At 38.8% G+C, this 24,520-nt stretch carries 23 protein-coding genes; 14 read left to right on the forward strand and 9 right to left on the reverse strand.

Annotated elements, in window-relative coordinates:
* Positions 1–9: 9 nt before the first annotated feature.
* The 3 genes from recN to lgt all read left to right on the forward strand — a co-directional run bounded on the left by recN (position 10) and on the right by lgt (position 3,169).
* On the forward strand, positions 10–1,749 hold the full coding sequence (recN, locus tag FZC40_RS08940; protein ID WP_148603544.1) for a DNA repair protein RecN: 1,740 nt from the start codon (positions 10–12) through the stop codon (positions 1,747–1,749).
* Positions 1,750–1,814: 65 nt separating this feature from the next.
* Positions 1,815–2,381, forward strand: a complete 567-nt coding sequence (gene pduL, locus FZC40_RS08945) for a phosphate propanoyltransferase (RefSeq protein ID WP_148567635.1) — start codon at positions 1,815–1,817, stop codon at positions 2,379–2,381.
* Between the two features lie 2 nt (positions 2,382–2,383).
* The gene (gene lgt, locus FZC40_RS08950) at positions 2,384–3,169 is read left to right on the forward strand and encodes a prolipoprotein diacylglyceryl transferase (protein ID WP_148603545.1); all 786 of its coding nucleotides are present in this window, start codon (positions 2,384–2,386) and stop codon (positions 3,167–3,169) included.
* 97 nt (positions 3,170–3,266) lie between these two features.
* On the opposite strand, the gene FZC40_RS08955 is transcribed toward lgt, so the two are convergent.
* The gene (locus FZC40_RS08955; RefSeq protein ID WP_148603546.1) at positions 3,267–4,793 is read right to left on the reverse strand and encodes a YifB family Mg chelatase-like AAA ATPase; all 1,527 of its coding nucleotides are present in this window, start codon (positions 4,791–4,793) and stop codon (positions 3,267–3,269) included.
* 113 nt (positions 4,794–4,906) lie between these two features.
* Here FZC40_RS08955 and FZC40_RS08960 point away from each other — a divergent pair, with 113 nt between their 5' ends.
* A complete protein-coding gene (locus tag FZC40_RS08960; RefSeq protein ID WP_148603547.1) occupies positions 4,907–5,752 on the forward strand; it encodes a DMT family transporter in 846 nt (281 codons plus the stop codon).
* 103 nt (positions 5,753–5,855) lie between these two features.
* Here FZC40_RS08960 and FZC40_RS08965 read toward each other — a convergent pair whose 3' ends face one another.
* The 4 genes from FZC40_RS08965 to FZC40_RS08980 all read right to left on the reverse strand — a co-directional run bounded on the left by FZC40_RS08965 (position 5,856) and on the right by FZC40_RS08980 (position 9,618).
* A complete protein-coding gene (locus FZC40_RS08965; protein WP_148603548.1) occupies positions 5,856–7,040 on the reverse strand; it encodes an MFS transporter in 1,185 nt (394 codons plus the stop codon).
* A gap of 173 nt (positions 7,041–7,213) precedes the next feature.
* Complete coding sequence (locus tag FZC40_RS08970) at positions 7,214–7,393, reverse strand: hypothetical protein (RefSeq protein ID WP_148603549.1); 180 nt, start codon at positions 7,391–7,393, stop codon at positions 7,214–7,216.
* A 10-nt stretch (positions 7,394–7,403) separates the two neighbouring features.
* Entirely contained in the window at positions 7,404–8,561 is a 1,158-nt protein-coding gene (locus FZC40_RS08975; RefSeq protein ID WP_186843763.1) for a uroporphyrinogen decarboxylase/cobalamine-independent methonine synthase family protein, read from the reverse strand.
* A gap of 394 nt (positions 8,562–8,955) precedes the next feature.
* Positions 8,956–9,618, reverse strand: coding sequence for a TetR/AcrR family transcriptional regulator (locus tag FZC40_RS08980; RefSeq protein WP_186843764.1), 663 nt, complete (start codon positions 9,616–9,618; stop codon positions 8,956–8,958).
* A gap of 199 nt (positions 9,619–9,817) precedes the next feature.
* On the opposite strand from FZC40_RS08980, the gene FZC40_RS08985 reads away from it, so the two are divergent.
* Positions 9,818–10,294 carry a DUF6530 family protein gene (locus FZC40_RS08985; protein ID WP_148603552.1) on the forward strand — a complete coding sequence of 159 codons (477 nt, stop codon included), beginning with the start codon at positions 9,818–9,820 and terminating at the stop codon, positions 10,292–10,294.
* A complete protein-coding gene (locus tag FZC40_RS08990) occupies positions 10,294–10,641 on the forward strand; it encodes a GIY-YIG nuclease family protein (RefSeq protein WP_148603553.1) in 348 nt (115 codons plus the stop codon). Before FZC40_RS08985 ends, FZC40_RS08990 begins: the two co-directional genes overlap by 1 nt.
* Positions 10,642–10,768: 127 nt before the next feature.
* Here FZC40_RS08990 and argH read toward each other — a convergent pair whose 3' ends face one another.
* Positions 10,769–12,148, reverse strand: coding sequence for an argininosuccinate lyase (gene argH / locus FZC40_RS08995; protein WP_148603554.1), 1,380 nt, complete (start codon positions 12,146–12,148; stop codon positions 10,769–10,771).
* A gap of 2 nt (positions 12,149–12,150) precedes the next feature.
* Complete coding sequence (locus tag FZC40_RS09000; RefSeq protein WP_148603555.1) at positions 12,151–13,377, reverse strand: argininosuccinate synthase; 1,227 nt, start codon at positions 13,375–13,377, stop codon at positions 12,151–12,153.
* Between the two features lie 385 nt (positions 13,378–13,762).
* Between FZC40_RS09000 and argC the strand changes: the two genes are divergently transcribed.
* Genes argC through FZC40_RS09020 form a run of 4 tightly spaced genes read left to right on the forward strand, consistent with a single transcriptional unit; the run spans position 13,763 to position 18,116 of the window.
* Positions 13,763–14,803: an N-acetyl-gamma-glutamyl-phosphate reductase gene (argC, locus tag FZC40_RS09005; RefSeq protein WP_148603556.1), complete on the forward strand. Its 1,041-nt coding sequence runs from the start codon at positions 13,763–13,765 to the stop codon at positions 14,801–14,803.
* Between the two features lie 14 nt (positions 14,804–14,817).
* Positions 14,818–16,041, forward strand: coding sequence for a bifunctional ornithine acetyltransferase/N-acetylglutamate synthase (argJ, locus tag FZC40_RS09010; RefSeq protein WP_148603557.1), 1,224 nt, complete (start codon positions 14,818–14,820; stop codon positions 16,039–16,041).
* Between the two features lie 22 nt (positions 16,042–16,063).
* Entirely contained in the window at positions 16,064–16,933 is an 870-nt protein-coding gene (gene argB / locus FZC40_RS09015) for an acetylglutamate kinase (RefSeq protein ID WP_148603558.1), read from the forward strand.
* A gap of 10 nt (positions 16,934–16,943) precedes the next feature.
* Positions 16,944–18,116, forward strand: coding sequence for an acetylornithine transaminase (locus FZC40_RS09020; RefSeq protein WP_148603559.1), 1,173 nt, complete (start codon positions 16,944–16,946; stop codon positions 18,114–18,116).
* A 67-nt stretch (positions 18,117–18,183) separates the two neighbouring features.
* On the opposite strand, the gene FZC40_RS09025 is transcribed toward FZC40_RS09020, so the two are convergent.
* Positions 18,184–19,665, reverse strand: coding sequence for a sensor histidine kinase (locus tag FZC40_RS09025; protein WP_148603560.1), 1,482 nt, complete (start codon positions 19,663–19,665; stop codon positions 18,184–18,186).
* The gene (locus FZC40_RS09030; protein ID WP_148603561.1) at positions 19,652–20,329 is read right to left on the reverse strand and encodes a response regulator transcription factor; all 678 of its coding nucleotides are present in this window, start codon (positions 20,327–20,329) and stop codon (positions 19,652–19,654) included. The genes FZC40_RS09025 and FZC40_RS09030 overlap by 14 nt, the downstream gene beginning before the upstream one ends.
* A 126-nt stretch (positions 20,330–20,455) precedes the next feature.
* Here FZC40_RS09030 and FZC40_RS09035 point away from each other — a divergent pair, with 126 nt between their 5' ends.
* The 4 genes from FZC40_RS09035 (at position 20,456) to trmL (ending at position 24,491) form a co-directional block, all read left to right on the forward strand.
* Positions 20,456–21,124 carry a response regulator transcription factor gene (locus tag FZC40_RS09035; RefSeq protein ID WP_148567651.1) on the forward strand — a complete coding sequence of 223 codons (669 nt, stop codon included), beginning with the start codon at positions 20,456–20,458 and terminating at the stop codon, positions 21,122–21,124.
* Between the two features lie 18 nt (positions 21,125–21,142).
* Complete coding sequence (locus FZC40_RS09040) at positions 21,143–22,447, forward strand: sensor histidine kinase (RefSeq protein WP_148603562.1); 1,305 nt, start codon at positions 21,143–21,145, stop codon at positions 22,445–22,447.
* Positions 22,448–22,693: 246 nt separating this feature from the next.
* The gene (locus tag FZC40_RS09045) at positions 22,694–23,818 is read left to right on the forward strand and encodes a lysylphosphatidylglycerol synthase transmembrane domain-containing protein (RefSeq protein ID WP_148603563.1); all 1,125 of its coding nucleotides are present in this window, start codon (positions 22,694–22,696) and stop codon (positions 23,816–23,818) included.
* A 208-nt stretch (positions 23,819–24,026) separates the two neighbouring features.
* Positions 24,027–24,491: a tRNA (uridine(34)/cytosine(34)/5-carboxymethylaminomethyluridine(34)-2'-O)-methyltransferase TrmL gene (gene trmL, locus FZC40_RS09050; protein WP_148603564.1), complete on the forward strand. Its 465-nt coding sequence runs from the start codon at positions 24,027–24,029 to the stop codon at positions 24,489–24,491.
* Positions 24,492–24,520: the final 29 nt, after the last annotated feature.

Genomic DNA, 24,520 nt, shown 5'->3' on the forward strand with positions numbered 1-24,520 from the left:
GAGGGCTCTATGCTGAGAAATCTCGTTGTAAAAAATTATGCACTGATTGATCATTTAGCGGTTGATTTTAATCAGGGTCTGAATGTGATCACCGGGGAAACCGGTGCTGGAAAATCGATTGTGATTGATGCGTTAACCCTGGTATTGGGAAATCGCGGAAACAAAAACAATATTCGTCAAGGTGAAAACAAGATGACGGTGCAAGGGCTTTTTGACATTAGCGAACAAAAGAAGCTGATTGAAAAGTGCGAAACATTTGGCGTTCCCATTGAAGAGGGGCAGTTGGTTTTAACCCGGGAGTTGGATGATCATGGACGAAATGTCTGCCGCGCCAACGGGTTGATCATAACTGTTTCGCAACTGAAAAATATTGGCGACGACCTGATGGATATTCATGGCCAGCATGAGCACCAATCCCTATTTAAACGTGAAAACCATCGTCAGCTTTTAGATGCTTTTGGGGGCGAGAGCAATGCAAAATATCGCGAACAGATAGCAGCGGATGCAAAGGCGATTAAAGAAATCAGAAGTCAAATAGATGAATTGAAAATAAATGAACGGGAATTAGAACGAGAAAAAGAAAACCTCCAGTTTGAAATAGCAGAAATAGAAAGCGCTGGTTTGGAAACAGGAGAAGATGACCGGCTGGCAGCAGAAAAAAAAATTTTAGAAAATAAGGAACGCCTATTTTCGAATGTCAGTCGGGCTTATGAGCTGCTTCAGGGTGAAACAATAGATCAGAATTCAATCCTTGATGCAATGGGAATGTTACAGGAAAACATTTCGGAAACGGCTAAAATTGACAGCAGCTTCGAAGAAAAGCTTGAACGCATCAACGGGTTGTTTAGCGAGGTCGAAAGTCTTTCTTTTGAAATCCGATCCTATTTAGAAGATATTGAATATAATCTGGGAGATTTGGATGAAATTGAAGCCCGGCTCGGAATTATTGACAAACTCAAGCGTAAGTACGGGACTGACATCAGTGAAATACTGGCTTATGCCGATGACATAAAAAATCGATTAAAGGGTTTGCTGAATCGGGATGAAAACCTTCAATCTTATTATCAGGAGTTAAGCAAACTGCAGGAAAAGTATCAAAAAGTCAGTCAATTACTTTATGATTTACGGGTAAAATCAGGGAAATCATTGAAAAAAGCCCTGGAAAAAGAACTGCGCGAGCTGGCCATGGAAAAGGTCCAGGTCGAAATTTCAATCGAACATGACATCGGGCGGTTTGCTTCCAATGGCCAAGATACGGTGGAGTTCTTAATTTCTGTAAATCCGGGACAACCGCCGAAGCCTTTGGGGAAAGTTGCATCCGGTGGGGAAATATCCCGAATTATGCTGAGTCTCAAAAGCATCTTTGGCGGACTGGATGCTATCGAAACCATGGTATTTGATGAAATCGACACCGGCATCAGCGGCAGAACGGCTCAGGTCGTGGCAGAAAAGATACAGGCACTGACAGTAACCCCTCCCAATGGCCGCCAAATTATCTGCATTACTCACTTACCACAGATCGCCGCCATGGCCGATCAGCATTTTATGGTTGAAAAACGGAACGTGGGAGATACCGTGGATGTTCAATTTGTATCATTGGATGAAAAGGGTAAAAAAGAGGAGCTTTCCCGAATGCTTGGCGGGGCAGAGGTTACTCAAAAAACATGGGATCATGCTCAGGAGATGCTGGAATTAAGCCAAAAAGCAAAAAAAACAAAAAAAATGAAAGAGAACAAAATATTGTCTTAACATTTTAGGCATTATTGGATAAAATAAAGATTGTTAAAAATTTATTTAAGTTAAGGAGATATAAATTGGAAAGAAAAGTACCTATTGGGTTATCAAACAAACACATTCATTTATCACAGACAGATTTAGAGGCGTTATTTGGCAAAGGTTACCAATTAACACCAATGAAAGATTTATCACAACCCGGACAATTCGCTTGTGAAGAAAAGGTTGATGTTGTTGGACCTAAAGGAAAACAAACCATGCGTATTCTTGGACCAGTGCGACCTGAAACACAGATAGAGGTTTCAATTGGCGATGGTTTTGTATTAGGACTTAAGGTTCCGATTCGAAATTCAGGCGATATTGACGGTACACCTGGTGTAAAAATTGTCGGACCGGCAGGAGAAATTGAAATTGGCAAAGGCGTTCTTGTTGCAGGACGACATATTCATATGAGTCCTGATGAAGCGAAAACTTACAATTTGAAGGATAAAGATGTTGTTTCGGTTAAATTAGACGGCCCACGTGGTTTAACTTTTGATAACGTGTTAGTACGTGTTAATCCTAATTACCTTTTAGATATGCATATTGACGTTGAAGAAGGAAATGCTGCGGGAGCTAAAAACGGTCAAACGGCAACCATTCTTTAATCATGATTGCACCTGATCCCATTGCGTTTTCCGTATTTGGACTTAAAGTGCACTGGTATGGTATTCTAATTGCCAGTGCTTTGCTTATCGGATTGTTAATTGCCATAAAACGCGCACCTAAATATGGAATCGACCCAGATACTATTTTGGATTTTTTTCTTTTTATGACACCAGCAATAGTCATTGGCGCCCGTCTTTATTATGTTGTTTTCAATTATGCGTATTATGTAGCTCACCCGGGCGAAATTATTGCCACCTGGGATGGCGGTCTTGCCATTCACGGCGGGATCATTGCCGGAGTCATTGTGGCGATTATTTTATGTCGGGTAAAAAAGATCCGTTTCATGACTTTTGCAGATGCGGTGATAGTGGGTTTGCCGTTAGGGCAGGCTATCGGGCGATGGGGGAATTTTTTTAATCAGGAGGCTTATGGTACCCAAACAAATCTGCCATGGGCAATTACGGTTAATGATGCAGCGCTTGGAATGATTCGGGTCCATCCCACTTTTTTATATGAATCAATCTGGGATTTGCTCGTTTTTGGCTGCCTCTTTTTTTATGAGCGTAAATTAAAAAAGGCTGATGGAGAACTGCTATTTGTTTACCTTGGTTTATATTCGATTGGTCGTTTTTTCATCGAAGGTTTGAGAACCGACAGTCTGATGTTTTTAGGACTCCGAACGGCGCAGCTTATCAGTTTACTTTTGGTTATTGTTGCCGGTATCGGACTCTGCTATCTTCGGAAAAATGAAAATCGATTTCCCAATTCATTAAAAATAAATAAATAGATGTTAATAGTAATTAGTAAAAAGGGGGAGCGTAAGCTCTTTCTTTTTATGCTTTTTTGGCTGATTGGCAGTCGCAAAATGAGCAAAATAATGTTTATTATGTGAGTTTTGGCATTCCCCGGTATTGGATGGCCTCTGCTAAATGGGATACGTTAATATTTTCAGTATTGTCTAAATCCGCGATGGTTCGCGATAATTTCAGGATCCGGTGATAGCCTCTGGCACTGAGGTTCATCTTGGTGTAGACTTTTTCCATGAGTTTTTGCTCGGCAGTACCAAGTGTACAAAAACGTTCCATAAGTCTTGGTGTTAGCTGGGCATTGTAAAAAATATCGAGATCCCGGTACCGTTCATTCTGTCGTCCCCGGGCAGCATCTACCCGTTTTTTGATAACCTGGGAGGTTTCGCCTTTGGGCTTGGTTTGAAGTTCATCATAGGTTGTATTGGGAACTTCCACAAAAATATCCAATCGATCCATCAGGGGACCGGAAATTTTCCCCTGGTAATTTTTGATTTGCTGCGGGGTGCAGATACACTCATGGGATGGGTCGGACAAAAAACCACAAGGACAGGGATTCATCGAACTGATGAGGGTAAAACAGGCTGGAAAGGTAAGGGCGGCATTGACCCGGGAGATGCTGACCTCCTGATCCTCCATGGGTTGACGCAAAACCTCAAGCGCTGATTTTTGAAATTCAGGGAGTTCATCCAAAAAAAGAACGCCTAAATGAGCAAGCGATACTTCTCCGGGTTTGGGAATGCGCCCGCCACCCACTAAGGCAGCTTTAGAAATGGTGTGATGAGGGGACCGAAAGGGGCGTTGATTGATAATGGCATTATTTTTTAACAAACCTGAAATGCTGTGTATTTTTGTGATTTCAAGGGCTTCATCCAGGGTGAGATCAGGAAGAATAGAGGGAAAACCCTTGGCCAACATTGTTTTGCCAGATCCCGGTGCTCCTGTCATCAAGACGTTGTGGCTGCCGGCGGCAGCAATTTCCAAAGCCCGTTTGGCCTGATCTTGGCCGCGAATATCTGAAAAATCGATGCCGTAACTATCTATCTTTTGAGTGAGAAGACGGTTTAGATCAACTTTAAATGGTTCAATGATCAATTCACCTTTAATCAATGCAATGGCTTCATTCAGGTCTCTTAGGGGAAAAACATCAACACCTTGGACAACCGCAGCTTCATAACGATTGTTATAAGGAATAAGAATATTTTGAATACCGGCTTCTTTTGCGGCCAAAATCATGGGAAGAACACCGGTGACACATCTAATTTCGCCGCTGAGGGATAATTCCCCAACAACAAGGTAATTATCCGATTGATCCCAGGCCAGCTGATCGGAGGCGTTTAAGATACCCAGGGCAATGGCCAAGTCAAAGGCAGGACCTTCTTTTTTTAGATCTGCAGGGGCCAAGTTAATGGTAATGCGTTCCATCGGATATTTTAAACCATTGTTCTTGATGGCAGAAAAAACGCGGTCTTTGGATTCCTTTATTCCGGTATCGGGAAGGCCGACTAATGAATAAGAAGGCAATCCTCGAGAAATATCAATTTCGACGGTGACAATAACGCCATTTACACCTAATAATCCGCTACTTTTTATCTGTGATAACATTTACAGTTTACCTCCACTATATTAAGAGCATTATACAGGAAATAAAAAGAAAAACATAGCGAAAAAAATAAATCGATATGATATGATCATATTAAGAAATTCGGGAGGTGCTAATGGAAAAAAAGAATAAAGGAATTTTGTATGTCGTGATAGCGATGGTTTTATTCAGCACCGGTGGTTTGTTTATCAAGCTCATTGACGCTAACGCTTATACAATTACTTTTGGTCGAGCATTGATTGCGGGGCTTATTTTTTTGCCTTTTATTCAATGGAAGAAGATAAAATTGTCAAAAGGCTATGTGGCTCTTGTCCTCGCTTATTGCTATGTCTGCATTGTATTTGTGATCACGACGAAAATAACGACGGCTGCCAATGCGATTATTTTACAATGCACGGCACCTTTATGGCTATACCTTTTCTATCTGATTAAGGGAAAGAAAATAAAAAGTCGTGAATTCATTCCTCGTGCATTTATTTTTTTGGGTATTATTGTCATCCTCAGCGCATCCGGGGGAGGCAATATTTTAGGAGATTTATTGGCACTGACAAATGGCATTGCCTATGCAGTGGTTCAGTATTTTATGGAAAGAGATTACCCAATTTCGGATCGATCGATCATTGGAATCAACAATATTGTTTTATGTCTGTTGATTCTTGTGCTAATGCCTAATAGTCTTGATTTTTCAGGATTGTCTATTCAGGGATGGTCGGGACTGATTTTTCTGGGGGTGTTCCAAATTGGTGTTTCTTATCTTGTCTTTTTAAAAGGTGTTCGCTTGATATCGGCTTTTAAAGCTTCGATTGTATCGTTGCTGGAGCCGATACTAAACCCGATCCTGGTGTTCATTTTTGTCGGTGAAATGCCATCAGTAGGATCTTTAACCGGGTTTGCAATCATATTATTTGGCATTGTTTTGACAGTAATCCCTAGTAAGTCGGGTGATGGTATTGAAGAATAAGAATAGCAAAAGCAAAAGCAGTGTTATATTTACACATAACACTGCTTTTGTGATCCTGAAAGTTTATTTTTTTAAATAAATGATTAGAAAATAAAATTGCTAATTATTCATCTTGTGGTTGTGGCATGTTTCCAGTCTTTGGAAATGGATCAATGAATAAAAATATCACACCAGCTACTGTAGCCATGATCATAGCAGCAAACATTGGTCCTTCAATAGCGTTGCCAGTAATGCTTCCGATCAAAGCGATCCAGTAAGTTGTTAAAAAAGCAAAAGCGTTCATAATTGCGAGTACAATGGAAACACAAATTGGGACCGCTTGGGGTTCGGAAACCATACCGATAATCATCATGACTGCTGGAAATAGAATAGAGAAGCCAATTCCTACCAATGCGGTTCCAATTGTTATCATGATAATATTGCCGGTAAACAGAACCAGAACATAACCAAGTGTAAAGGCAAATAACCCAAATGAAATAGTAAAACGTTTAGCTAGTTTGAAAACATTGCTAAAGATCATACCTGCGATAATACCACCGACGGTAAAGAATACCAGGACAACAGCGGCAACAGCGGGTCCGCCGAAACCGTTGTTAGCTAAAAATGTTGACATACCCATTAATAAGGGATAGTCTAGAAACATAACACAACCAAAAAGGATTGCAATGAGCCAAACAGAACTTTTTATTTTTACTTTTTGTTTCGTAACACCGATGGGCTGTTCAATTTTATTTGGTTCCGGCAGGAAGAAAATAACTAATAACAGGGATATAATACCAAAAGCATGTGCATAAAAAGCATAATTCCAGGAAATGCCAGCCAGTAATCCACCGGCAAACTGAAGGATAACACCACCGACATTCATGAGGATCGTGCCAAGCCCCATCATTTTTGCTCTTGGATTGTCATCGTAAAGGCCGATAATAAGTGCATTTCCGATTGGTGACATGATACCAAGACCGATACCAAACACGGCTCTTTCAATTAGAATAACGGTAAAGTCATTTGCAAATGCTGGTGCGATACCACCTACTAAGAACAAAAGTATACCAATAATTGAAAGTGTTTTGAATTTTACTTTGTTACCGGCAATGGCACCGGCAATAAGCGTAGCTGGTATACACAGCAAAGATGGCAAGGTTGAAGTTAAATAGATTGTCGAAACCGACAAATTTGGAAATGCCTGCATGATGCTGTTCAGGGCCGGAGTGATGGTCCCAACACCCATTGTCAGAAAGAATAAGGACATAATTGCGACTGCTGACAGGGTTGAATTCTTTTGAGTCATAAAATAATACCTCCTAAAAAATAGAATTTATTTATCACATATATTGTTTTATATATGTATAAACCATAAATTAATGAAAGAAAAAAGAAAGGATTGGTGTTCAAAATTAGCTGTCAAATTAAGATAATAACGATTACAATAAGAACTGACAACTTCGAACACCAAGAGAATATCTAATTACTTAATGTTGTCAATGTAAAATACAAGAGCATTTCTTCAACAAGACCAAAAGATTCTTTTATATCATCTGATGCACCCGGATCGATAGTGTATTTTTCCAAAATATTTTCAGATGTTAAAAAATAATCACTTTTTATTTTATTCTTTTCTTTAATTTCATCATAAGCACTCATTGAACTCCTCCTAATATTTTCCATATTCTTTGACACAATCAACTAAATAACCAAAATTATCCCAATCGACTTGTTTTGCTCTGAGAATTGATTTATCAAAATCAAAAATATATTGTCCGCCGGGAGCCATGACATCCAGCAATTCTTTGGCTTTAGCAGTTACTTCTTCTTTTGTTCCTCGTTTAAGCAGATCGACAGGGTACATCCCTTGTATAATGTGTTTCTTTCCAACTTTTTCTTTGATTATTTTGGGATCGCCATATTCAAACATGATATGACATAGCGGCGGTAATTCATCAAAAAAATCCAGCAACTGCATCCAGTTTTCTTCTGCAAAAATAAGGATGCCAAATCCTGCAGTGTAAACATCCCATATCGTTGCTTTAAAAGTTGGCCACCAGAATTTTTGAAAATCTTTTGGCCGCATGTAGGTTGCCATGTGCAATGCAAAGAAGACACGATTGTTTTCGCGTGTGGGTACATTGCCAGCGGTGGAAGCTAACGCCCCTCTTACCATCAGTGGCTTTAATACATCAACGGCTTCAAGTACCTTTTCGGGGTAACGTCTAATGTCAGTAAGCGCACCAGTAAAAGAACGAAAATAATCTGCAAGGTAATCAAATGGGGCGCGTGAAATAGCCGTGAGTACGGGTGTCGTCGATTTGTTATACTTCAGTGACATTTCGTAATTTGCCATAAACATTTTCATGCCTAATTCTTTTTCCATTAAAAATGCTTTTAATAATGCAAAAGCATTTAGAGGCCATGGTTGAGAAAACTCTGTGAAGGCTCTTGGCATTTGTTCATGCCACATATATTTAAGTGGATCGGCGATAAGTTGGTTGTATTCAGTCGGTTCCATAATATGAACATTTGGATGTTGCATAAAACCGTCAGCTCCCATGACATTGGTTCGGCTGCCAATTGCTTTTGTTACATAGGGCATAGCTGGCCACGTTCCGATTAATGTATCGGTGTCATATTTGGCATTGATCTTTTCAGCAGCTTCCAGAACTTTCGTATACCCATATTGAGCACACCGCAAATCATATCCGGCAAGTTCCAGCGCTGCACATGCATTAACACCACAGGATTCAGGTACACGGGTTGGCATTTTTCCAGCTAATACATCAGTAAACAACTGACTTCTAAATTCACTATTTTCCATAATTCCTCCATTCATTTCATTGAAATCTCGAATAATTGAAAAAATTGATTTAATTAAACACACAAACATTAATAGAAATAATAGTTAGTTATAATCAATATTAGCTATATTTAACATAAATTGATGATAGCACGAAACAAAGAGATTGTCTATAACAATTTATAAAAAAATATTAAATTACGAAAATAATGAGATATGTCTAGAATGATAATCGTTTAATATCGATGATTGTGATATTTTACTATTAAAATGTTATTGTGAATGATTTGATCGTTTAACGATAAGTTATATATAGTTAATAATGAATGATGCAATTTGCAAAAAAAACAAACCTCAGTGCAATGTTTTAACATTATACTGAGGCTGCAGATGAAATTACTGAAGATTTTAATTATTATAGAATAATAAAATTCTTCTCGATTCGAATACTGATTTTTTTTTCGATTTCATAGGATTCATTGATTACCTGAGCAATGATTTTTTTGTCGAGGTTCATCGCTGTTAGCAATTGATCAATGTTAGCATTGGCAAAATCGAGTGAGGAACAGTCAATCAGACCGGCATCATAGGCGAGATTGGTGGCAACAGAAGCACCAAAATTGGTATAGGTAATAAAAGCAATTTCAAATTCACTGAAATGCAAACCACAGCTTTCAGCAAGGATACGATAAAAATCTGTCATAACGCTCTGCTGAGTGTAAATGATGTTTTCATTTAGTATATCATAATAAAAGTGACTAAAATTCTTGTTCGTTCGCATGTTATAATTAATCATTCGCATTTCAACAGCAGTTTGCATTAACAGTGTGGTTTCTATGTGAGCAGCTTCTAACTTTTCTTTTACCCGAGTTTTGATGGCGAACATGAATTCATTATATACGTCAATCCCCAAACCGCCCTTGGATCCGAAATAATAGTTAATCAGACCAACATTGGCACCAGAGGCTTTGGCAATTTTGATACAGGTTGTATTGGTATAACCATTTTCATAAAACAAGGCTTTAGAAGCCTCATAAATTTTTTCTTTTGTTTCTTTGCCCGCTTTATATTTTCCCATAGTTTCAACTTTCTTTTCTATCAATATAATTAATTTCAATTGTGCATACGAATATAAAACGAGTTTAACATATCTGGCCATTAAAAACAAGCTAGGATATGAAAAAATTTGTATGGACATAAAATTCTTCCTATGTTAAAATTTAGTAAATTAGTAATCTACTAAAAATAATTTTATGAAAATGAGGTAGAAGCAGAAAATGAAAATTCCGACAGCATTAAAACATAAACCTGTTATTGTTTCCGAGGATTACGATAAAATTGACGGAAGAGATTGTCAATCAGATGCAAAGGGTTTGTCGGTAGGCTTGGCCCAATGGAATGATCGGGGCAAGGTTGATGTATCGGCAAAAATATGGCGTTATACCGGTGAGAAATGGTCAAGACAATCAGAAGAAATGCCATTGCATCGAGTGATTGATTTGGCAATTTTCGTATGTCGGACAAAACAGTATTTTAGGGAAGCCTACCGGTATGAGAAACTTTATGATGAAAATGAAACTCGAATTGATCGGATCCCTCTTCAAGGGGGGGCGATGGACGTTTCGGTTTGTGTGGATAATCCGTTTTTGGATGAGGACATTAAATTGGTTTCAGCAGCTTTGGCAAAGGATGATGAATTGCTTGGTGAAAGATTGGCGCGTTTAGCGGCAATTCTGAGAGAAATGGGGTACTAATGAAAAAGAGTCAATCAAAAAAAGAAATCACTGCAGCGTACAAAGAACAAAAACAAACTGGCGGTATATTTGTAATTCGCAACTTGAAGACCGGAAAATTGTTTTTAGATGCAACATCCAATATCATGGGAATGGCTAACCGCTTTGAATTTTCTCAAAAGACAGGGTCCTGCGTCAGTCATAAACTTCAAAATGACTGGTTAATTTATGGCGGTGAGAATTTTGTGTTTGAAATTATAGAAAAGTTAGAAATGAATGAAGATCAAAGCATAAAAGAGTTTAAAGAAGATCTTGAAACGCTAAAATTGTTATGGCTTGAGAAATATGATGATGAGAGCTGTTGCTAGTTGGCGTTTTTGTGGAAAACAGAAGCGACTATGAAATGATTCAAGAGAAACAATCATTTTATTAGCTATGCAAAGAGAGCGGGGATACCGCTCTCTTTGCATAGTGACTAGTTAGTAATTAGTTGTATCAGTTTTGTTTCAACCACTCCTGATTAAAGGCGATGGCTTGCTCAACCCGTGCTTTGGCAGGGCCACCAATAATATTTCGCTGGTTAACACAGACGGTTAGATCAATGGCCTCATAGATGGTTTCATCAAAAACAGGTGAAACGCTTTTGTATTCGTCCAGAGTGAGTTGATCCAGACTTTTTTTATGTTCTAATCCGTAAAATACCAGTTTCCCAATGATTTCATGGGCATCGCGGAAGGCAATACCGTGTTTAACAAGCCAGTCGGCGGCATCGGTAGCGTTTGAAAATCCGCCGGCAGCTGCTGTTTTCATGACTGTTTTATTGACGGTCATGGTTTTAACCATTTTGGCAAAGGTGATGACGCATATTTTGATGGTGTCGTAGGCATCAAAGACGGGTTCTTTATCCTCTTGCATGTCTTTATTGTAGGCCAGAGGAATTCCCTTCATGGTGGTCAGAAAGCCCATTAAATCACCATAAACACGGCCCGTTTTGCCCCGAACCAATTCAGCGATATCGGGATTTTTCTTTTGGGGCATGATGCTGCTGCCGGTACTGAAGGCATCGTCAAGGGTGACAAAGTTAAACTCACTGCTGCACCATAAAATAATTTCTTCGGAAAAACGGCTGAGATGCATCATCAATACAGCGGCTGCTTCAAGAAAATCAACACAAAAATCCCGGTCGGAAACTCCGTCCAGACTGTTTAATGAAACTGCGGAAAAGTCCAGTTCAGCGGCAACAGACTCCCGATCTAAAGGGTAGGTGGTGGTTGCCAAAGCACCTGAACCTAAGGGCAGGGTATCAGCCATCGCTCTTACTTGTTCCATTCGGATCATATCACGTTTGAACATTTCAACATAAGCCATTAAATGATGAGCAAAGGTAATCGGTTGGGCCCGTTGGAGATGGGTATAGCCCGGCATAATGGTTTCGGTATGTTCCTGGGCTAAATCCAAAAGAGTGGCTGCCAGTTTGCCAATGAGTGATTTGCTGTCTTTCGCAATATCTTTGACATAAAGACGCATATCCGTGGCTACCTGATCATTGCGGCTGCGGCCGGTATGAAGTTTCTTTCCAATGTCGCCGATACGTTCGGTGAGAATGGCTTCCACATTCATATGAATATCTTCCATTTCGACCGAAAATTCAATCGTGCCGGCCTCAATATCCAATAATATTTCTTCAAGCGTTTGGATGATCAGTTTGGATTCACGGGGATCGATAATATTTTGTTTCCCGAGCATCCGGGCATGGGCAATGCTTCCTGTGATATCTTGCTTATAAAGGCGTTGATCAAAGGAAATAGACGAGTTAAAATCATCGGTTAAAAGGTCGGTTTTTTTTGAAAACCGACCTCCCCACATTTTTTTCATTATTATTTATTCCCCTTTTTTTCTTCTTCACGGCTCAGTCGCATCAGGGCACGCACTTTTAACGGCAAACCAAAGAGATGAATGAAACCTTCAGCATCTTTATGATCGTAAAGGTCGCCAGTCGTGAAACTGGCAATTTCAGCATTGTACAATGAGTAAGGCGAAGTAACGCCAATAAGAACGATATTCCCTTTATAGAGTTTTAATTTGACATTCCCGGTAACGGTTTTTTGAGTTTCGTCTACAAAAGCTGAGAGTGCCTCGCGTAGTGGCGTAAACCATTCACCATTGTAGGCAAGCTCTGCAAATTTAACCGCTGCCTGTTGTTTAAAACCATAGGTTTGACGATCCAGACACATGTGTTCCAATTCGCCATGAGCATCATAAAGGATGGTGCCGCCTGGGGTTTCATAGATTCCCCGAGACTTCATACCGACGACACGATTTTCAATTAAATCGACAACACCGATGCCATGTCGTCCGCCAATGACATTTAATTTTTCCAGTAATTTACGGGCACTCAAAGCTTCGCCGTTTAATTTAACGGGAATACCTTGTTCAAAATCCAAACTGAGAATTTCGGCTTGATCAGGAGTCTCTTCAAGTGGGGTTGTCATTTGTAATAACTTTTTATATTGTGGTTCTAATGAAGGATCTTCAAGTTCAAGACCTTCATGACTCATATGCAGAATATTTTTGTCACGGCTGTAGCTGTTGCTAATGGTCATCGGGACTTTAATATCATGAAGGATACAATAATCCATCGCATCTTCGCGAGATTTAATATCCCAAATTCGCCAAGGAGCGATTATTTTTAATTGCGGGGCCAGCGCGCCGATTGATAATTCGAAACGAACCTGGTCATTTCCTTTACCGGTTGCGCCATGACAAATTGCTTCGGCGCCTTCCAGCTCTGCATATTTTACCAGAACCTTTGCGATTAAAGGACGTGCCAGGGAAGTTCCCAATAAATATTTCTTTTCATAAATTGCATCGGCCTTAAGAGCTGGCCAGACATAGTCTTCAACAAATTCATCGGTGACATCTTCAATATATAATTTGCTGGCGCCGGAAGCGAGAGCCCGTTCTTCCAAACCATCTAATTCAGTTCCCTGACCAACATCGACGCATACGGCAATAACTTCATAGTCATAGGTGTTTTTAAGCCATGGTATAATGGTTGTGGTATCTAATCCACCGGAATAGGCAAGAATTACTTTTTTCTTCAATTTTATATCCTCCTGAAAATATTCTGTTTATATATTTATTTTTAATACATGAATGATTATACAATCAATTGGGCTGGAAATCAAGTATAAATTCAAAAATATTAAAATTAATTTTATAAATATGCAAAAATATCGCTTGATTATTCATGAAAGGTCCGGTATAATACAAAAATAATTAATTGTAATAATTTCATAAACAAACAGACAAGCACCTATTATTTTGATAGAATGAATAATAGCAGAAGTAATTCTGGTTGGAATGCTTGAGGTTGTAGACAAACATTTTGCCTGGCAACCATACCGGCCAATGACTAATCGTTGTCGTTATGGTGGGTAATCAACAGTCTGAAGCATTCTTATTAGAAGTTTTAGAGAGGATAAAAAAATGATTAAAGCATCTGTTATCGGTGGAACCGGTTATGCAGGACAGGAACTCATTCGAATCTTAATGAGGCATCCTGAGGTGGAGATAGTGACGGTTGGGTCCAGAAGTTATGCGGGACAAAAATTCAGTGATATTTACGGAAACTATGAAAACATTATGAATCATGTCTGTGAAGTCGCCGACATTAAAGAATTGGCAGAAAAGTCGGATGTCGTTTTTTTGGCGTTGCCTCATGGTATTGCATCTAAAATGGTTACTGAAGAAATATTGATGCAAACAAAAATTATTGATTTAGGAGCTGATTTCCGGCTTAAGGATATTGATATATATGAAGACTGGTATAATACCGAACACTATAATAAGTCATTATTAAAAGAGGCTGTTTATGGATTGTGTGAATTGCATCGTGATACTATAAAAAATGCTCGTTTAATTGCCAATCCGGGCTGTTATACGACTTGCAGCATCCTGAGTCTGGCACCCCTTGTGAAAAATGAGTTGATCGATGTCAACAGTATTATTATTGATGCGAAATCGGGGGTTACCGGTGCGGGCAGAGGAATGGTTCAGACGTCAATGTATTCAGAATGCAATGAATCCATCAAGGCTTATAAGATCGGTGAACATCGACATACCCCAGAAATCGAACAGGAACTGGGCTTGTTTAACGGTAAAAATTTTAATCTTCTGTTTACACCCCACCTTGTCCCCATGAATCGGGGGATTCTGGCCTTATCTTATGCGACCTTAACAAAGTCAATCGCTATAAATGAGCTTCAGGAACTTTACAAAGATTTCTATAAAGATGAATATTTTGTGCGTTTAACCGGAGATCGAATGCCGGAAACGCGATGGGTTAAGGGGTCGAATTATTGTGACATCGGCTTAAAGATTGATACGCGAACCAATCATGTAGTAGTTGTCGGTGCCATTGACAATTTGATAAAGGGAGCGGCCGGTCAGGCCGTTCAAAATATGAATATTGTTTTTGATTTAGATGAAAAAACAGGAATCGACTTTATTGCCGACTTCCCGATTTAAATAGGAGTAAAGACATGAAAATAATTAAAACAGGTGGGGTAACAACACCCCGTGGGTTTAAAGCTGGTGGCACAAATTGTGGGATCAAAGCAAATGAAAAAAGTGATTTGGCGATCATCTATTCTGAAGTGCCAGGTGGGACGGCTATATTGACGACCACTAATCAAGTAAAGGCAGCACCCATTCTTTGGTGCAAGGATGTCATTGCCAATCCGTACAAGCAGGCAGTCGTTGTTAACAGTGGGAATGCCAATGCCTGCACCGGACAAGCTGGCATAACGGCAGTGGCAGCGACGGCCAAAAAAATGGCGGAGGCTCTGGGTCTTAAACCGGAAGATGTTCTGGTGGCATCCACAGGCGTTATTGGCGTGGCATTACCGGTTGAAAAAATTCTATCCGGGATTGATGTGTTGGTACCAAAAATTGGAAATACAAGCGAGCATGGGCAGTTGGCGGCGAAGGCCATTCTAACAACCGATACTGGTGTAAAAACCATTGGGGTTGAAGTTGAAATTCAAGGCAAACTGGTGAAAATTGGGGGTATGGCCAAAGGATCCGGCATGATTCATCCCAATATGGCCACGATGCTTTCATTTGTAACCACCGATGTGAACATTGAACCGGCGCTGCTTCAAAAGCTGTTAAAAGAGACGACCATTGATACTTATAACATGATTTCCGTGGATGGGGATACCAGTACCAACGATATGGTAACGGTTATGTCAAACGGCATGGCGGGAAATGATAAGCTGGAGGAAGCCACCCCTGATTATGAAATCTTTAAGGAAGCCTTTGTGTTTGTCCACAAAACTCTGGCAAAGAAAATCATTCGCGATGGTGAAGGTGCGACAAAATTCATTGAAGTAGAAGTTTACGGAACAAAAACAAAGAATGAAGCAAGAATTTTAGCAAAAGCAGTGATCACTTCTAACCTTGTTAAAACAGCTTTGTTTGGTGAAGATGCAAACTGGGGCCGGGTACTTTGTGCCTTGGGCTATTCTGGGGTTGAATTTGATCCTTTAAAAGTATCTTTGATTTTTTCGAGTCAGGCGGGTATGATTACGCTTTTAAAAGATGGTGTGCCGATTGCTTTTAAAGAAGATGAAGCAAAAAAAGTCTTATCTGAAACGGACATCAATATTTCTGTTGATCTTAAGGATGGAGATGAGAAGGCAGTGGCATGGGGTTGCGATTTATCCTATGAGTATGTTAAGATAAACGGCGACTATCGAAGCTAAAAAATATAGAAGGAAGTATTATATGGAAAAATATATTGAAAAGGCGAATGTTCTGATTGAAGCCTTGCCTTATATCCAGAAGTTCAAAAAGAAAACAATGGTCATCAAGTATGGCGGTAGTTTCATGTATGATGAGGCGATTAAACAATCAGTAATGGACGATATAGCACTGATGCGTTTGGTTGGGATTCGGGTGATCCTTATTCATGGCGGCGGTAAAGATATATCAAGCATGTTAAGTGATCTTGATATTGAAACCGAGTTTGTGGATGGACTGCGAATCACGAATGAAAAAGTGGTGGAAGTTGCAGAAATGGTGTTATCAGGAAAGATTAATAAGGAAATTGTTCAACTTCTCCAGAATCGGGAAATCAGCGCGGTTGGTCTTTCCGGTAAAGACGGTGGAATGATCAAGGTTAAGAAGAAATTTGTCAACAATCTTGATATTGGTTTTGTTGGCGAGATTGAAAAGGTGGATAGCCGAATTTTAAGCACCTTATTAAAGGACGATTACTTGCCGGTCATCGCTCCGATTGGTACGGATGAAACTGGACAGAGTTACAACATTAATGCGGACCATGTTGCATATGCCATTGCTAAAGCGGTAAAGGCTGAAAAATTAATCTATTTAACGGATACCGATGGGGTCTATATGGATTTTGAAAATCCGGACTCGATTATTCGTCGCCTTTCGGCCGAGAGCGTGCCAAAACTGATTGAAGAAGGGGTTATTTACGGGGGGATGATTCCGAAAGTACAAAACAGTGTGGATGCCATAAATGGCGGCGTTAATTCGGTTCATATTTTAGACGGAAAGGTTCAGCATTCGTTGCTCCTCGAACTTTTTACAGCAGCTGGTGTTGGAACGATGATTCGTCGTTCGATAATTTAGGAGGAAAAAAATGGATTTAATTACACGTGGAAATAATGTGATCATGGAAACCTATAAGCGTTTTCCATTGGTTTTCGATAAAGGTCAGGGATGTGTGCTGACGGACATAAACGGGAAAGAGTACCTTGATTTTATGGGCGGTATCGCTGTTAACGCCCTTGGCTATGCTCATCCGGGGCTGATCGATGCAATGAAAACGCAAATGGAAAAACTGGTTCATGTTTCTAATTTATATTGGACAGAACCAGGGATTGAATTAGCCGAATTATTGACAAAAGAAAGCGGCTTAGATAAAGTCTTTTTTTGCAACAGTGGCACAGAGGCCTGTGAGGCGGCATTAAAACTTTGTCGTATTTATGGAAAATTAAAAAAACATCCGGATGCCGTAGAAATTATTGCCATGGATCAATCTTTTCATGGACGAACCTACGGTGCAATAAGCGCGACCGGTCAAAAAAAATATCAGGCGAATCTGGAACCTTTGCTGCCGGAAATTTATCATGTGCCCTTTAATGATATTGAAGCATTAAAGGCTCAGATTAATCCCAATACCTGTGGTATTATTCTGGAACCGATTCAAGGGGAAGGCGGTATTCATCCAGCGGATCCGGAATATTTAAAAGAGGTAAGAAAAATATGTGATAAAGAAAATATTGTGCTGATTTTCGATGAAGTTCAAACCGGTATCGGCCGTTCCGGAAAATTGTTTGCCTATCAGCAATACGGCGTGGTTCCGGATGTTGTCACCATGGCTAAAGGATTAGGCGGCGGTGTGCCCATCGGCGGTATTATTGCTAAAAATCACGTTGCTGAGGTCTTTACACCGGGAACCCATGCGGCCACTTTTGGGGGCAATCCCTTTGTTTGCGCAACCGGCAAATATGTAATTGAAACTTTGACAGCACCGGGATTCTTTGAATCGGTCACTGAAAAGGGCAATTATTTAAAATCTAAATTAGAAGCACTGAAAAAAGAACATCCTTCAATCAAAGATGTACGCGGGATGGGACTTATGATCGGAGCCGAAGTTGATGACGATCTCGGCGTCATTGTTGCTAAAGCGATGGACAAAGGACTATTGGTTATTACCGCAGGATCAAATGCGATTCGCTTTGTTCCGCCGCTCATTATTACAAAGAAACAAATTGATCAGGCCGTGCAAATTTTTTCAGAATGTTTGTAAGGCAAATAAAGACAAAATAAAATTTATTTCACCGGGGCGATCGACGATCACCCCGGCTATTTTAGTTTTAATAATTTTTCAATAATATCGACACGTTAGTTCCCTGGTTGAGTTCGCTGGTGATAATAAGCTCGCCATGATGGATGGTGACAATACTGTCAATAATTGACAGTCCCAAACCGGTGCCGCCGGTTGCTCTGGAACGATCATGGTTTATCCGATAGAAACGTTCTTTAATCTTGGCAAGTTCACTGTTTGGAATACCACAACCTGAATCGGAAATGGTAATTTCGTTTATCTTCTGATCGCGAACGTTACAGATCAGCGTGATGGTGCCTCCTGTTTCTGTATACTTTCGGCTGTTATCAATGAGACCGCGGATGGCTTGAATCACTAAGCCTTCATTCCCACGAACAAATGCGTGTTCGCATGTTTTTAGCTCATATTCATGGTCAGGATCAATCATGCGGCATTGATAGTATATTTTTTCTAAAATTAGAGAAATATCTAGAACTTTAAAATCAGTACTGTAATAATTGTTTTCGATTCGAGTGATGAGCAGCAAGTCTTCAACCATTTTATTCATACCCTGGATTTCATCTCGAATGGCTTCAATGGATTCATCACGAAGCTGAGGATCATTTTTACCCCAATCCGCTAAAATATCAATATAGCCTTGAATGACGGTTAGCGGAATTCGTAATTCATGAGAAGCATCGGATGCAAAACGTTTTTGGTTATTGAAAGCGGATTCTAATTTTTGGATCATTTGATTCAGGGATATAATCAATTGATCAAGTTCATCCTTGTTTCCAGTTTCTTCAATACGGATGTTTAAATTATTTTCGGTTATATTTTTTGCGGTTTCGGATATTTCAATGAGTGGTTTCAAGGTATGCTTGGTACCATAAATACCAATGATGATAATCGCTACTAAACCTAAAATACTGATGGAGACCATCAAAACGAATAAGGTGGTCATGAAAACATAACTATCATGAAGATTCTTCACGATTTGAATATAAATGATATTTCCGTCTTCAAGGACGTAGTAAGAGCCTACATAATAGTATTCAGTCTGATTATAACGTAGAGAATTCACGGAAATTGTCTGATTCTTATTTTGATCATCAAAACTGAATTCAAAAAAATGAAAATTATATTTATCCAGATTATCGGCGGTGAGAAGGTCATTTAATATCTCTGAGGATTGATAGATGTGTCCGGCATTATCAGAAAGTCGGTAGGCAATCAGAGAATTGTCTTTGACATAGGGGTATATTTTTTCTGAAATTACTTCCAGTCGCTTATCCGTCGGAAGACTGAGAAGTAGCGACCTGTTTTCATCGATGGTGTTAATGACATAATCATTAAAACGAATCATGGTCGACTGGTTTTCATTTAAAATAAGCTGCCGAGCGAAAAAGAATACCATTAGAAAAGAAAGAGCCAGGACCGATGTCAGCGCAAGAATAAAAAAGTAAACGATCCGATGATAGATCTTCAATGGCTTTTTCCGGCCCGGAATATTTAAGTTATCGAACCACATAACCGCGACCTCTTATTGTTTGGATACGTTTTTCATTATAATTCCGGTCGATTTTATCCCGCAGGTATTTAATATATACATCAACAATATTATCACCGCCTTCATAATCAAAACCCCAAACATTGTCCAGAATCTGTTCCCGTGATTGAACCAGATCATGATTAAGAACAAGATAATACAAAAGATCGAATTCAGTTCGAGAAAGATCAATCTCTTTAGAGTTGCGGATTACACGAAAGTTATCGAGATCGATCTCGATATCCTTAAATATGATATGTGTTTTTATTAAATTATCATGAGTGCTTTTGCGTATATTCGCTTTGATTCGGGCAAGCAGTTCATCAAAATTAAAAGGTTTTGTAACATAATCGTCAGCTCCAAGTTCAAAACCTTTTACGACATCTTGGGTACCATCTTTAGCAGTTAAAAAAATAACCGGTATTTGATTGTTTTGAGATTTTATATAATGAAGAACGTCATACCCGGATGCTTCAGGAAGCATAATATCCAGGAGGATCAGATCAAAAGCAGGGTGTTGATTAAATGTTTCTATGCCTTCACGGCCAGTAAAAGCTTTGGTCGTTTTAAACCCGGCATGATTTAATTGAAGTTCAATGATTCGAGATATTTTTTTATCATCTTCAATAATGAGTATTTCTTTCATAGCAACCTCCTAATTTATTAAAATCATATCATATTTTATTGATTTTATATAGCTTTAAGATTTCAGAATTATAATTAGAACATATGACTTATGATTTAAATTCAAAAACGTGGAAGGAGTCGCTTTATGCGTATATTATTTGTAGAGGACGAAAAAAAGATAACTGATGCTCTCCAGGAACTATGCAGGATACAAAATATTGATTGCGATATTGCCAATGATGGTGAAGAAGGTTTGTTATTTGCCCTTAACCCTATTTATGATGTGATCGTTTTGGATATCATGCTGCCAATAAAAAGTGGCATTGAAATTCTTCAGCAAATCAGGGACCAGGGTATTAATACCCCGGTATTGATGTTGACGGCAAAAGGAACCATTGATGATAAGGTAAAGGGATTGGATATGGGAGCGGATGATTATTTGATCAAACCTTTTTCGGCAAAAGAACTCTTTGCCCGGATTCGTGCTTTGGGACGTCGCCCGGATCATGGCATCAAGGGAGAAACGATTGTTTTTGAAGATGTGAGTTTCAATACCAAGAAAAACATTTTGCAGACAACGGATAAGGAATTTAAGCTTTCGGTTAAAGAAGCGAAAATCTTGGAAATGCTTTTAAAACGACCGAACCAGGTATTTACCCGGGAACAGATTTTAGATCGGGTTTGGGGATTTGACAAGGAAGTCAATGAGAATAATATTGAAATTTATGTTCATAATCTGCGAAAGAAGATTATCGATACTGAGGTCAAAATTGACACAATTCGAGGGGTTGGTTATACACTTGGGAAAAAATAAGTTGGGGTACTAAGTCTCATGTTTAAAGAAATTAAACGAAAAATCACACTATTTAACACCCTTATTCTAGTTGTTTTTATGTTTGTGTTTATTTTACTCTTGGGCTTTCTTGTGAAATGGAGTCTCAATCTTACCGGTGAAATATATTTAACCAATGTTGGCAAAGAGATTATTGAAAACAATGGCGAATCAGACCCGCCTCAGATAAATTCAGTTGATTCCGTTCATGATAAGGTGGGATATCAATTTATTTTGTGGGATAGCAGCCACACTGTAAAATCGATGAAAGTAAATGACCGAAATTTAATTATGTCGGGTTATGAGTTAGTGATTCAGGAAAATCAGGCGTCTCAATTTAATACAATGGTTTCGGATGATGTCGAATATCGGGTCTATACTCTTTCGTATTCAAAAGATTCTAATGATTATGTGTTGCAGATTTTTCAACAGATTACCACGGAAAAGTCAATGATTGCCTACATTATTTCTTTCTTATTATTAATCGGTGTCGGCTCCATTGTCGTATTAATCCCCCTGAGTTATTTTCTGGCAGGAAAATCGCTGCAACCCATTAAGGAGACTTTTGAAGATCAAAAAAAGTTTATTGCAAATGCTTCTCATGAGTTGCGAACCCCTCTTACGGTCATTCAAACGAATGTGGAGGTGTTAAAACTTAAGGAAGATGAACAGATAAAAGACAACATGAAATGGCTGAACAACATCGGCAGTGAAAGTGAGACAATGGCAAAACTCATTTCTGATTTATTGTTATTAGCACAAGCGGAAAATCAAAGTCTTTCCGTTGAGAAGGAACTGTTTGATTTATCTTCTTTGTGTCATCAAATGGTGGTGCTTATGACAGAATTGGCAAATGAAAAAGAAATTGAGCTAAGCGAGAATATTACCCCGGATATACACTATCGCGGTGATGAAGAACGACTTAAACAGGCGGTGCGAATATTAGTCGATAATGCTATTAAATATACACCAATAGGCGGTAAAGTACAATTGTGCATAACTCAAGGCAAACGAAATATTGTCATTGCCGTTAAAGATACCGGAGTCGGACTGACGGAAGAAGAAAAGGCAAAAGTATTTAGTCGTTTCTATCGGGTGGACGATGCCCGAAACCGGGAAACCGGTGGTTATGGACTCGGCTTAAACATCGCGGATTACATTGTAAAAAAACATGGCGGTAAAATAAAAATAGAATCGGTTCCCAATGAAGGCAGTACCTTTTCGATTCTCTTACCACGGACAAATACAAAACAGGATACCAAAAAAAATAACCATAATAACTATCGAATCGATTCATTTTTATAAAAGTCAAAAGTTCAAGTATTTAACTGCTTTTAAGGAGACTGGAATTTCCAGTAAGGATTCTTTAAAAATTGGTTGAGTAATTGAACTTTTTTTATGTGGAACAACGCGATAACATTTAGTTTGTAAAAAGATAAAATTAAGAATCAAAATAGATCATATAATTTTTTAACTTAAAAATTTATTATCTTGCTGTGACGATATGCTATAATAAACATGATCTTATAGAATGGAAATGGGTAACTAAGAATGTGCGAAAAAGAGAAAAAGAAAAAAGGCTGGTTTTCTAAAGCCTGGAAGAACTATTCAAATGCTTTTTTTCTGATTTTAATAATTGGTGTCACAGCTATCATTATATTTACCCAAGTTGACCTGGTAGAATTTCAGAATACACTCAAACAAACAAAGGGTGAATTCTTGCTTTTGGGGATTGGCTGTGTTTTTCTTTATTGGTTTCTAGAGGCTTATATGTTATTAAAACTCATGAGGCAGGAAAATTCAAATGAAAAAATTTCATTTGCCTTTACGCTGACCATGGTTGGTCAATATTACAATCTTCTTGATCCCAGTTCAAGTGGCGGGCAACCGATTCAGCTGTATGAAATGTCGAAAAAAAAATACGGCCTTGGAACAGGTACGGCTGTTCTTGTTCAAAAATATGCTTTGTATCAAATTACAATTACTTTTCTGGCAATCATCGCGATTGTCTTTTGTACGACGGAGCTCAATCAGAGTCTGGATGCCGTTAAGTGGCTGATTGCTTTTGGTCTGGTTTTAAATGTAGCCGCGATTGTTTTTATCGGCATTCTTGTGTTTAATCCAAATGCGGCAAAGGGAATTTTACTAAGCTGTGTAAAAATTCTTCTAAAATTGCACATCCTTAAAAATTCTGAAAAACAGTGTAAAAAAATTGATCATTTTGTGGGAGAATACAAGCTGGCTGTTGAAGGTCTGAAATATAAAAAAAAAGAAACTCTGCAATTATTTTTTGTTTCGATCATACAGATGATGGCTTTCTATTCGGTTGGCTATTTCGTGTACTTGTCTTTGGGATTAAACAGCGTTAATGCCGTAACAATTATTTCTCTTCAAGCGATCCTTTATGTAGCAGTGGCCTTTGTACCAACGCCTGGTGCAGCCGGAGGAGCTGAAGCAGGCTTTTTACTGATATTTGGACCTATTTACGGGGCGGTAAATGCCCCGGTAGCAATGATTCTTTGGCGAATGATCACTTTTTATTTTATTCTTGTCTTTGGCGGTGTTTATTTATCCATTCATTCCATTAAAATGGGAAAGGAAAAAGTGAATGCCATTGGCGAAGAATTATCTGGCGAAGTTGATTATTTAATCGAAGAAAACAAAAAAAATCAGTGAAAAAATATTGCTGGAAATCTCTGAAAAAAGCTAGATTGCATAGTAAATGATTTATCATTTCATACCAAAACCTCGTCCTGGAGACCATTGATACTGCTATTATCTTCAGAAATTTTTTTACGCTTTGTCTACAGTTTTGAGGAAATACGATTCTTGTATTTCCTTTTGGTTTGTCTAGCGCCGATATGAAAAATGAAAGGACTATTTAATGAACATTATTCTTTATCAACCAGAAATACCACAAAATACGGGAAATATTTCCCGAACTTGCGCTTTAACTGAGACCACGCTCCACCTTATTAAACCCTTGGGTTTTTCCCTCGATGAGAAGCATTTGAAACGGGCCGGTTTAGATTATTGGGATCTTTTGGATTTGCACGTCTATGAATCTTTTGATGATTTTATTAAAAAAAATCCGGATGCAAAATTGTATCTGCTCACGACAAAGGCAGAAAAATATTATGATAATATCGATTATGATGAAAATGCCTTCCTGATGTTTGGGAAAGAAACGGCTGGGCTTCCAAGTGAAATTCATGAAGCATATCCTGAAAATCGTTTTAGAATACCCATGAAGAATCATGAAAAAGCCCGTTCGCTTAATCTTTCCAATGCGGTAAGTATTGTTCTGTTTGAAGCGTTAAGACAACATAAATACAAGGGACTTATTTAACACTGAAAATTTATGAAAATAATTGAAAA

This window comes from Acetobacterium tundrae, from assembly GCF_008086615.1.
Classification (GTDB): Bacteria; Bacillota; Clostridia; order Eubacteriales; family Eubacteriaceae; genus Acetobacterium; species Acetobacterium tundrae.

Bases quoted from the DNA above. Each gene is read 5' to 3' on its own strand.
- FZC40_RS08955 (WP_148603546.1), bottom strand. From the start codon at position 4,793: ATGTTATCACAGATAAAAAGTAGCGGATTATTAGGTGTAAATGGCGTT.
- FZC40_RS08980 (WP_186843764.1), bottom strand. From the start codon at position 9,618: ATGGGAAAATATAAAGCGGGCAAAGAAACAAAAGAAAAAATTTATGAG.
- argJ (WP_148603557.1), top strand. From the start codon at position 14,818: ATGAAAATAATTAAAACAGGTGGGGTAACAACACCCCGTGGGTTTAAA.
- FZC40_RS08965 (WP_148603548.1), bottom strand. From the start codon at position 7,040: ATGACTCAAAAGAATTCAACCCTGTCAGCAGTCGCAATTATGTCCTTA.
- FZC40_RS08975 (WP_186843763.1), bottom strand. From the start codon at position 8,561: ATGGAAAATAGTGAATTTAGAAGTCAGTTGTTTACTGATGTATTAGCT.
- FZC40_RS09035 (WP_148567651.1), top strand. From the start codon at position 20,456: ATGCGTATATTATTTGTAGAGGACGAAAAAAAGATAACTGATGCTCTC.
- FZC40_RS08990 (WP_148603553.1), top strand. From the start codon at position 10,294: ATGAAAAAGAGTCAATCAAAAAAAGAAATCACTGCAGCGTACAAAGAA.
- FZC40_RS08985 (WP_148603552.1), top strand. From the start codon at position 9,818: ATGAAAATTCCGACAGCATTAAAACATAAACCTGTTATTGTTTCCGAG.
- lgt (WP_148603545.1), top strand. From the start codon at position 2,384: ATGATTGCACCTGATCCCATTGCGTTTTCCGTATTTGGACTTAAAGTG.
- FZC40_RS09025 (WP_148603560.1), bottom strand. From the start codon at position 19,665: ATGTGGTTCGATAACTTAAATATTCCGGGCCGGAAAAAGCCATTGAAG.
- FZC40_RS09020 (WP_148603559.1), top strand. From the start codon at position 16,944: ATGGATTTAATTACACGTGGAAATAATGTGATCATGGAAACCTATAAG.
- recN (WP_148603544.1), top strand. From the start codon at position 10: ATGCTGAGAAATCTCGTTGTAAAAAATTATGCACTGATTGATCATTTA.
- argH (WP_148603554.1), bottom strand. From the start codon at position 12,148: ATGAAAAAAATGTGGGGAGGTCGGTTTTCAAAAAAAACCGACCTTTTA.
- argB (WP_148603558.1), top strand. From the start codon at position 16,064: ATGGAAAAATATATTGAAAAGGCGAATGTTCTGATTGAAGCCTTGCCT.
- argC (WP_148603556.1), top strand. From the start codon at position 13,763: ATGATTAAAGCATCTGTTATCGGTGGAACCGGTTATGCAGGACAGGAA.
- FZC40_RS09040 (WP_148603562.1), top strand. From the start codon at position 21,143: ATGTTTAAAGAAATTAAACGAAAAATCACACTATTTAACACCCTTATT.
- FZC40_RS09045 (WP_148603563.1), top strand. From the start codon at position 22,694: ATGTGCGAAAAAGAGAAAAAGAAAAAAGGCTGGTTTTCTAAAGCCTGG.
- FZC40_RS08970 (WP_148603549.1), bottom strand. From the start codon at position 7,393: ATGAGTGCTTATGATGAAATTAAAGAAAAGAATAAAATAAAAAGTGAT.
- FZC40_RS08960 (WP_148603547.1), top strand. From the start codon at position 4,907: ATGGAAAAAAAGAATAAAGGAATTTTGTATGTCGTGATAGCGATGGTT.
- FZC40_RS09030 (WP_148603561.1), bottom strand. From the start codon at position 20,329: ATGAAAGAAATACTCATTATTGAAGATGATAAAAAAATATCTCGAATC.
- trmL (WP_148603564.1), top strand. From the start codon at position 24,027: ATGAACATTATTCTTTATCAACCAGAAATACCACAAAATACGGGAAAT.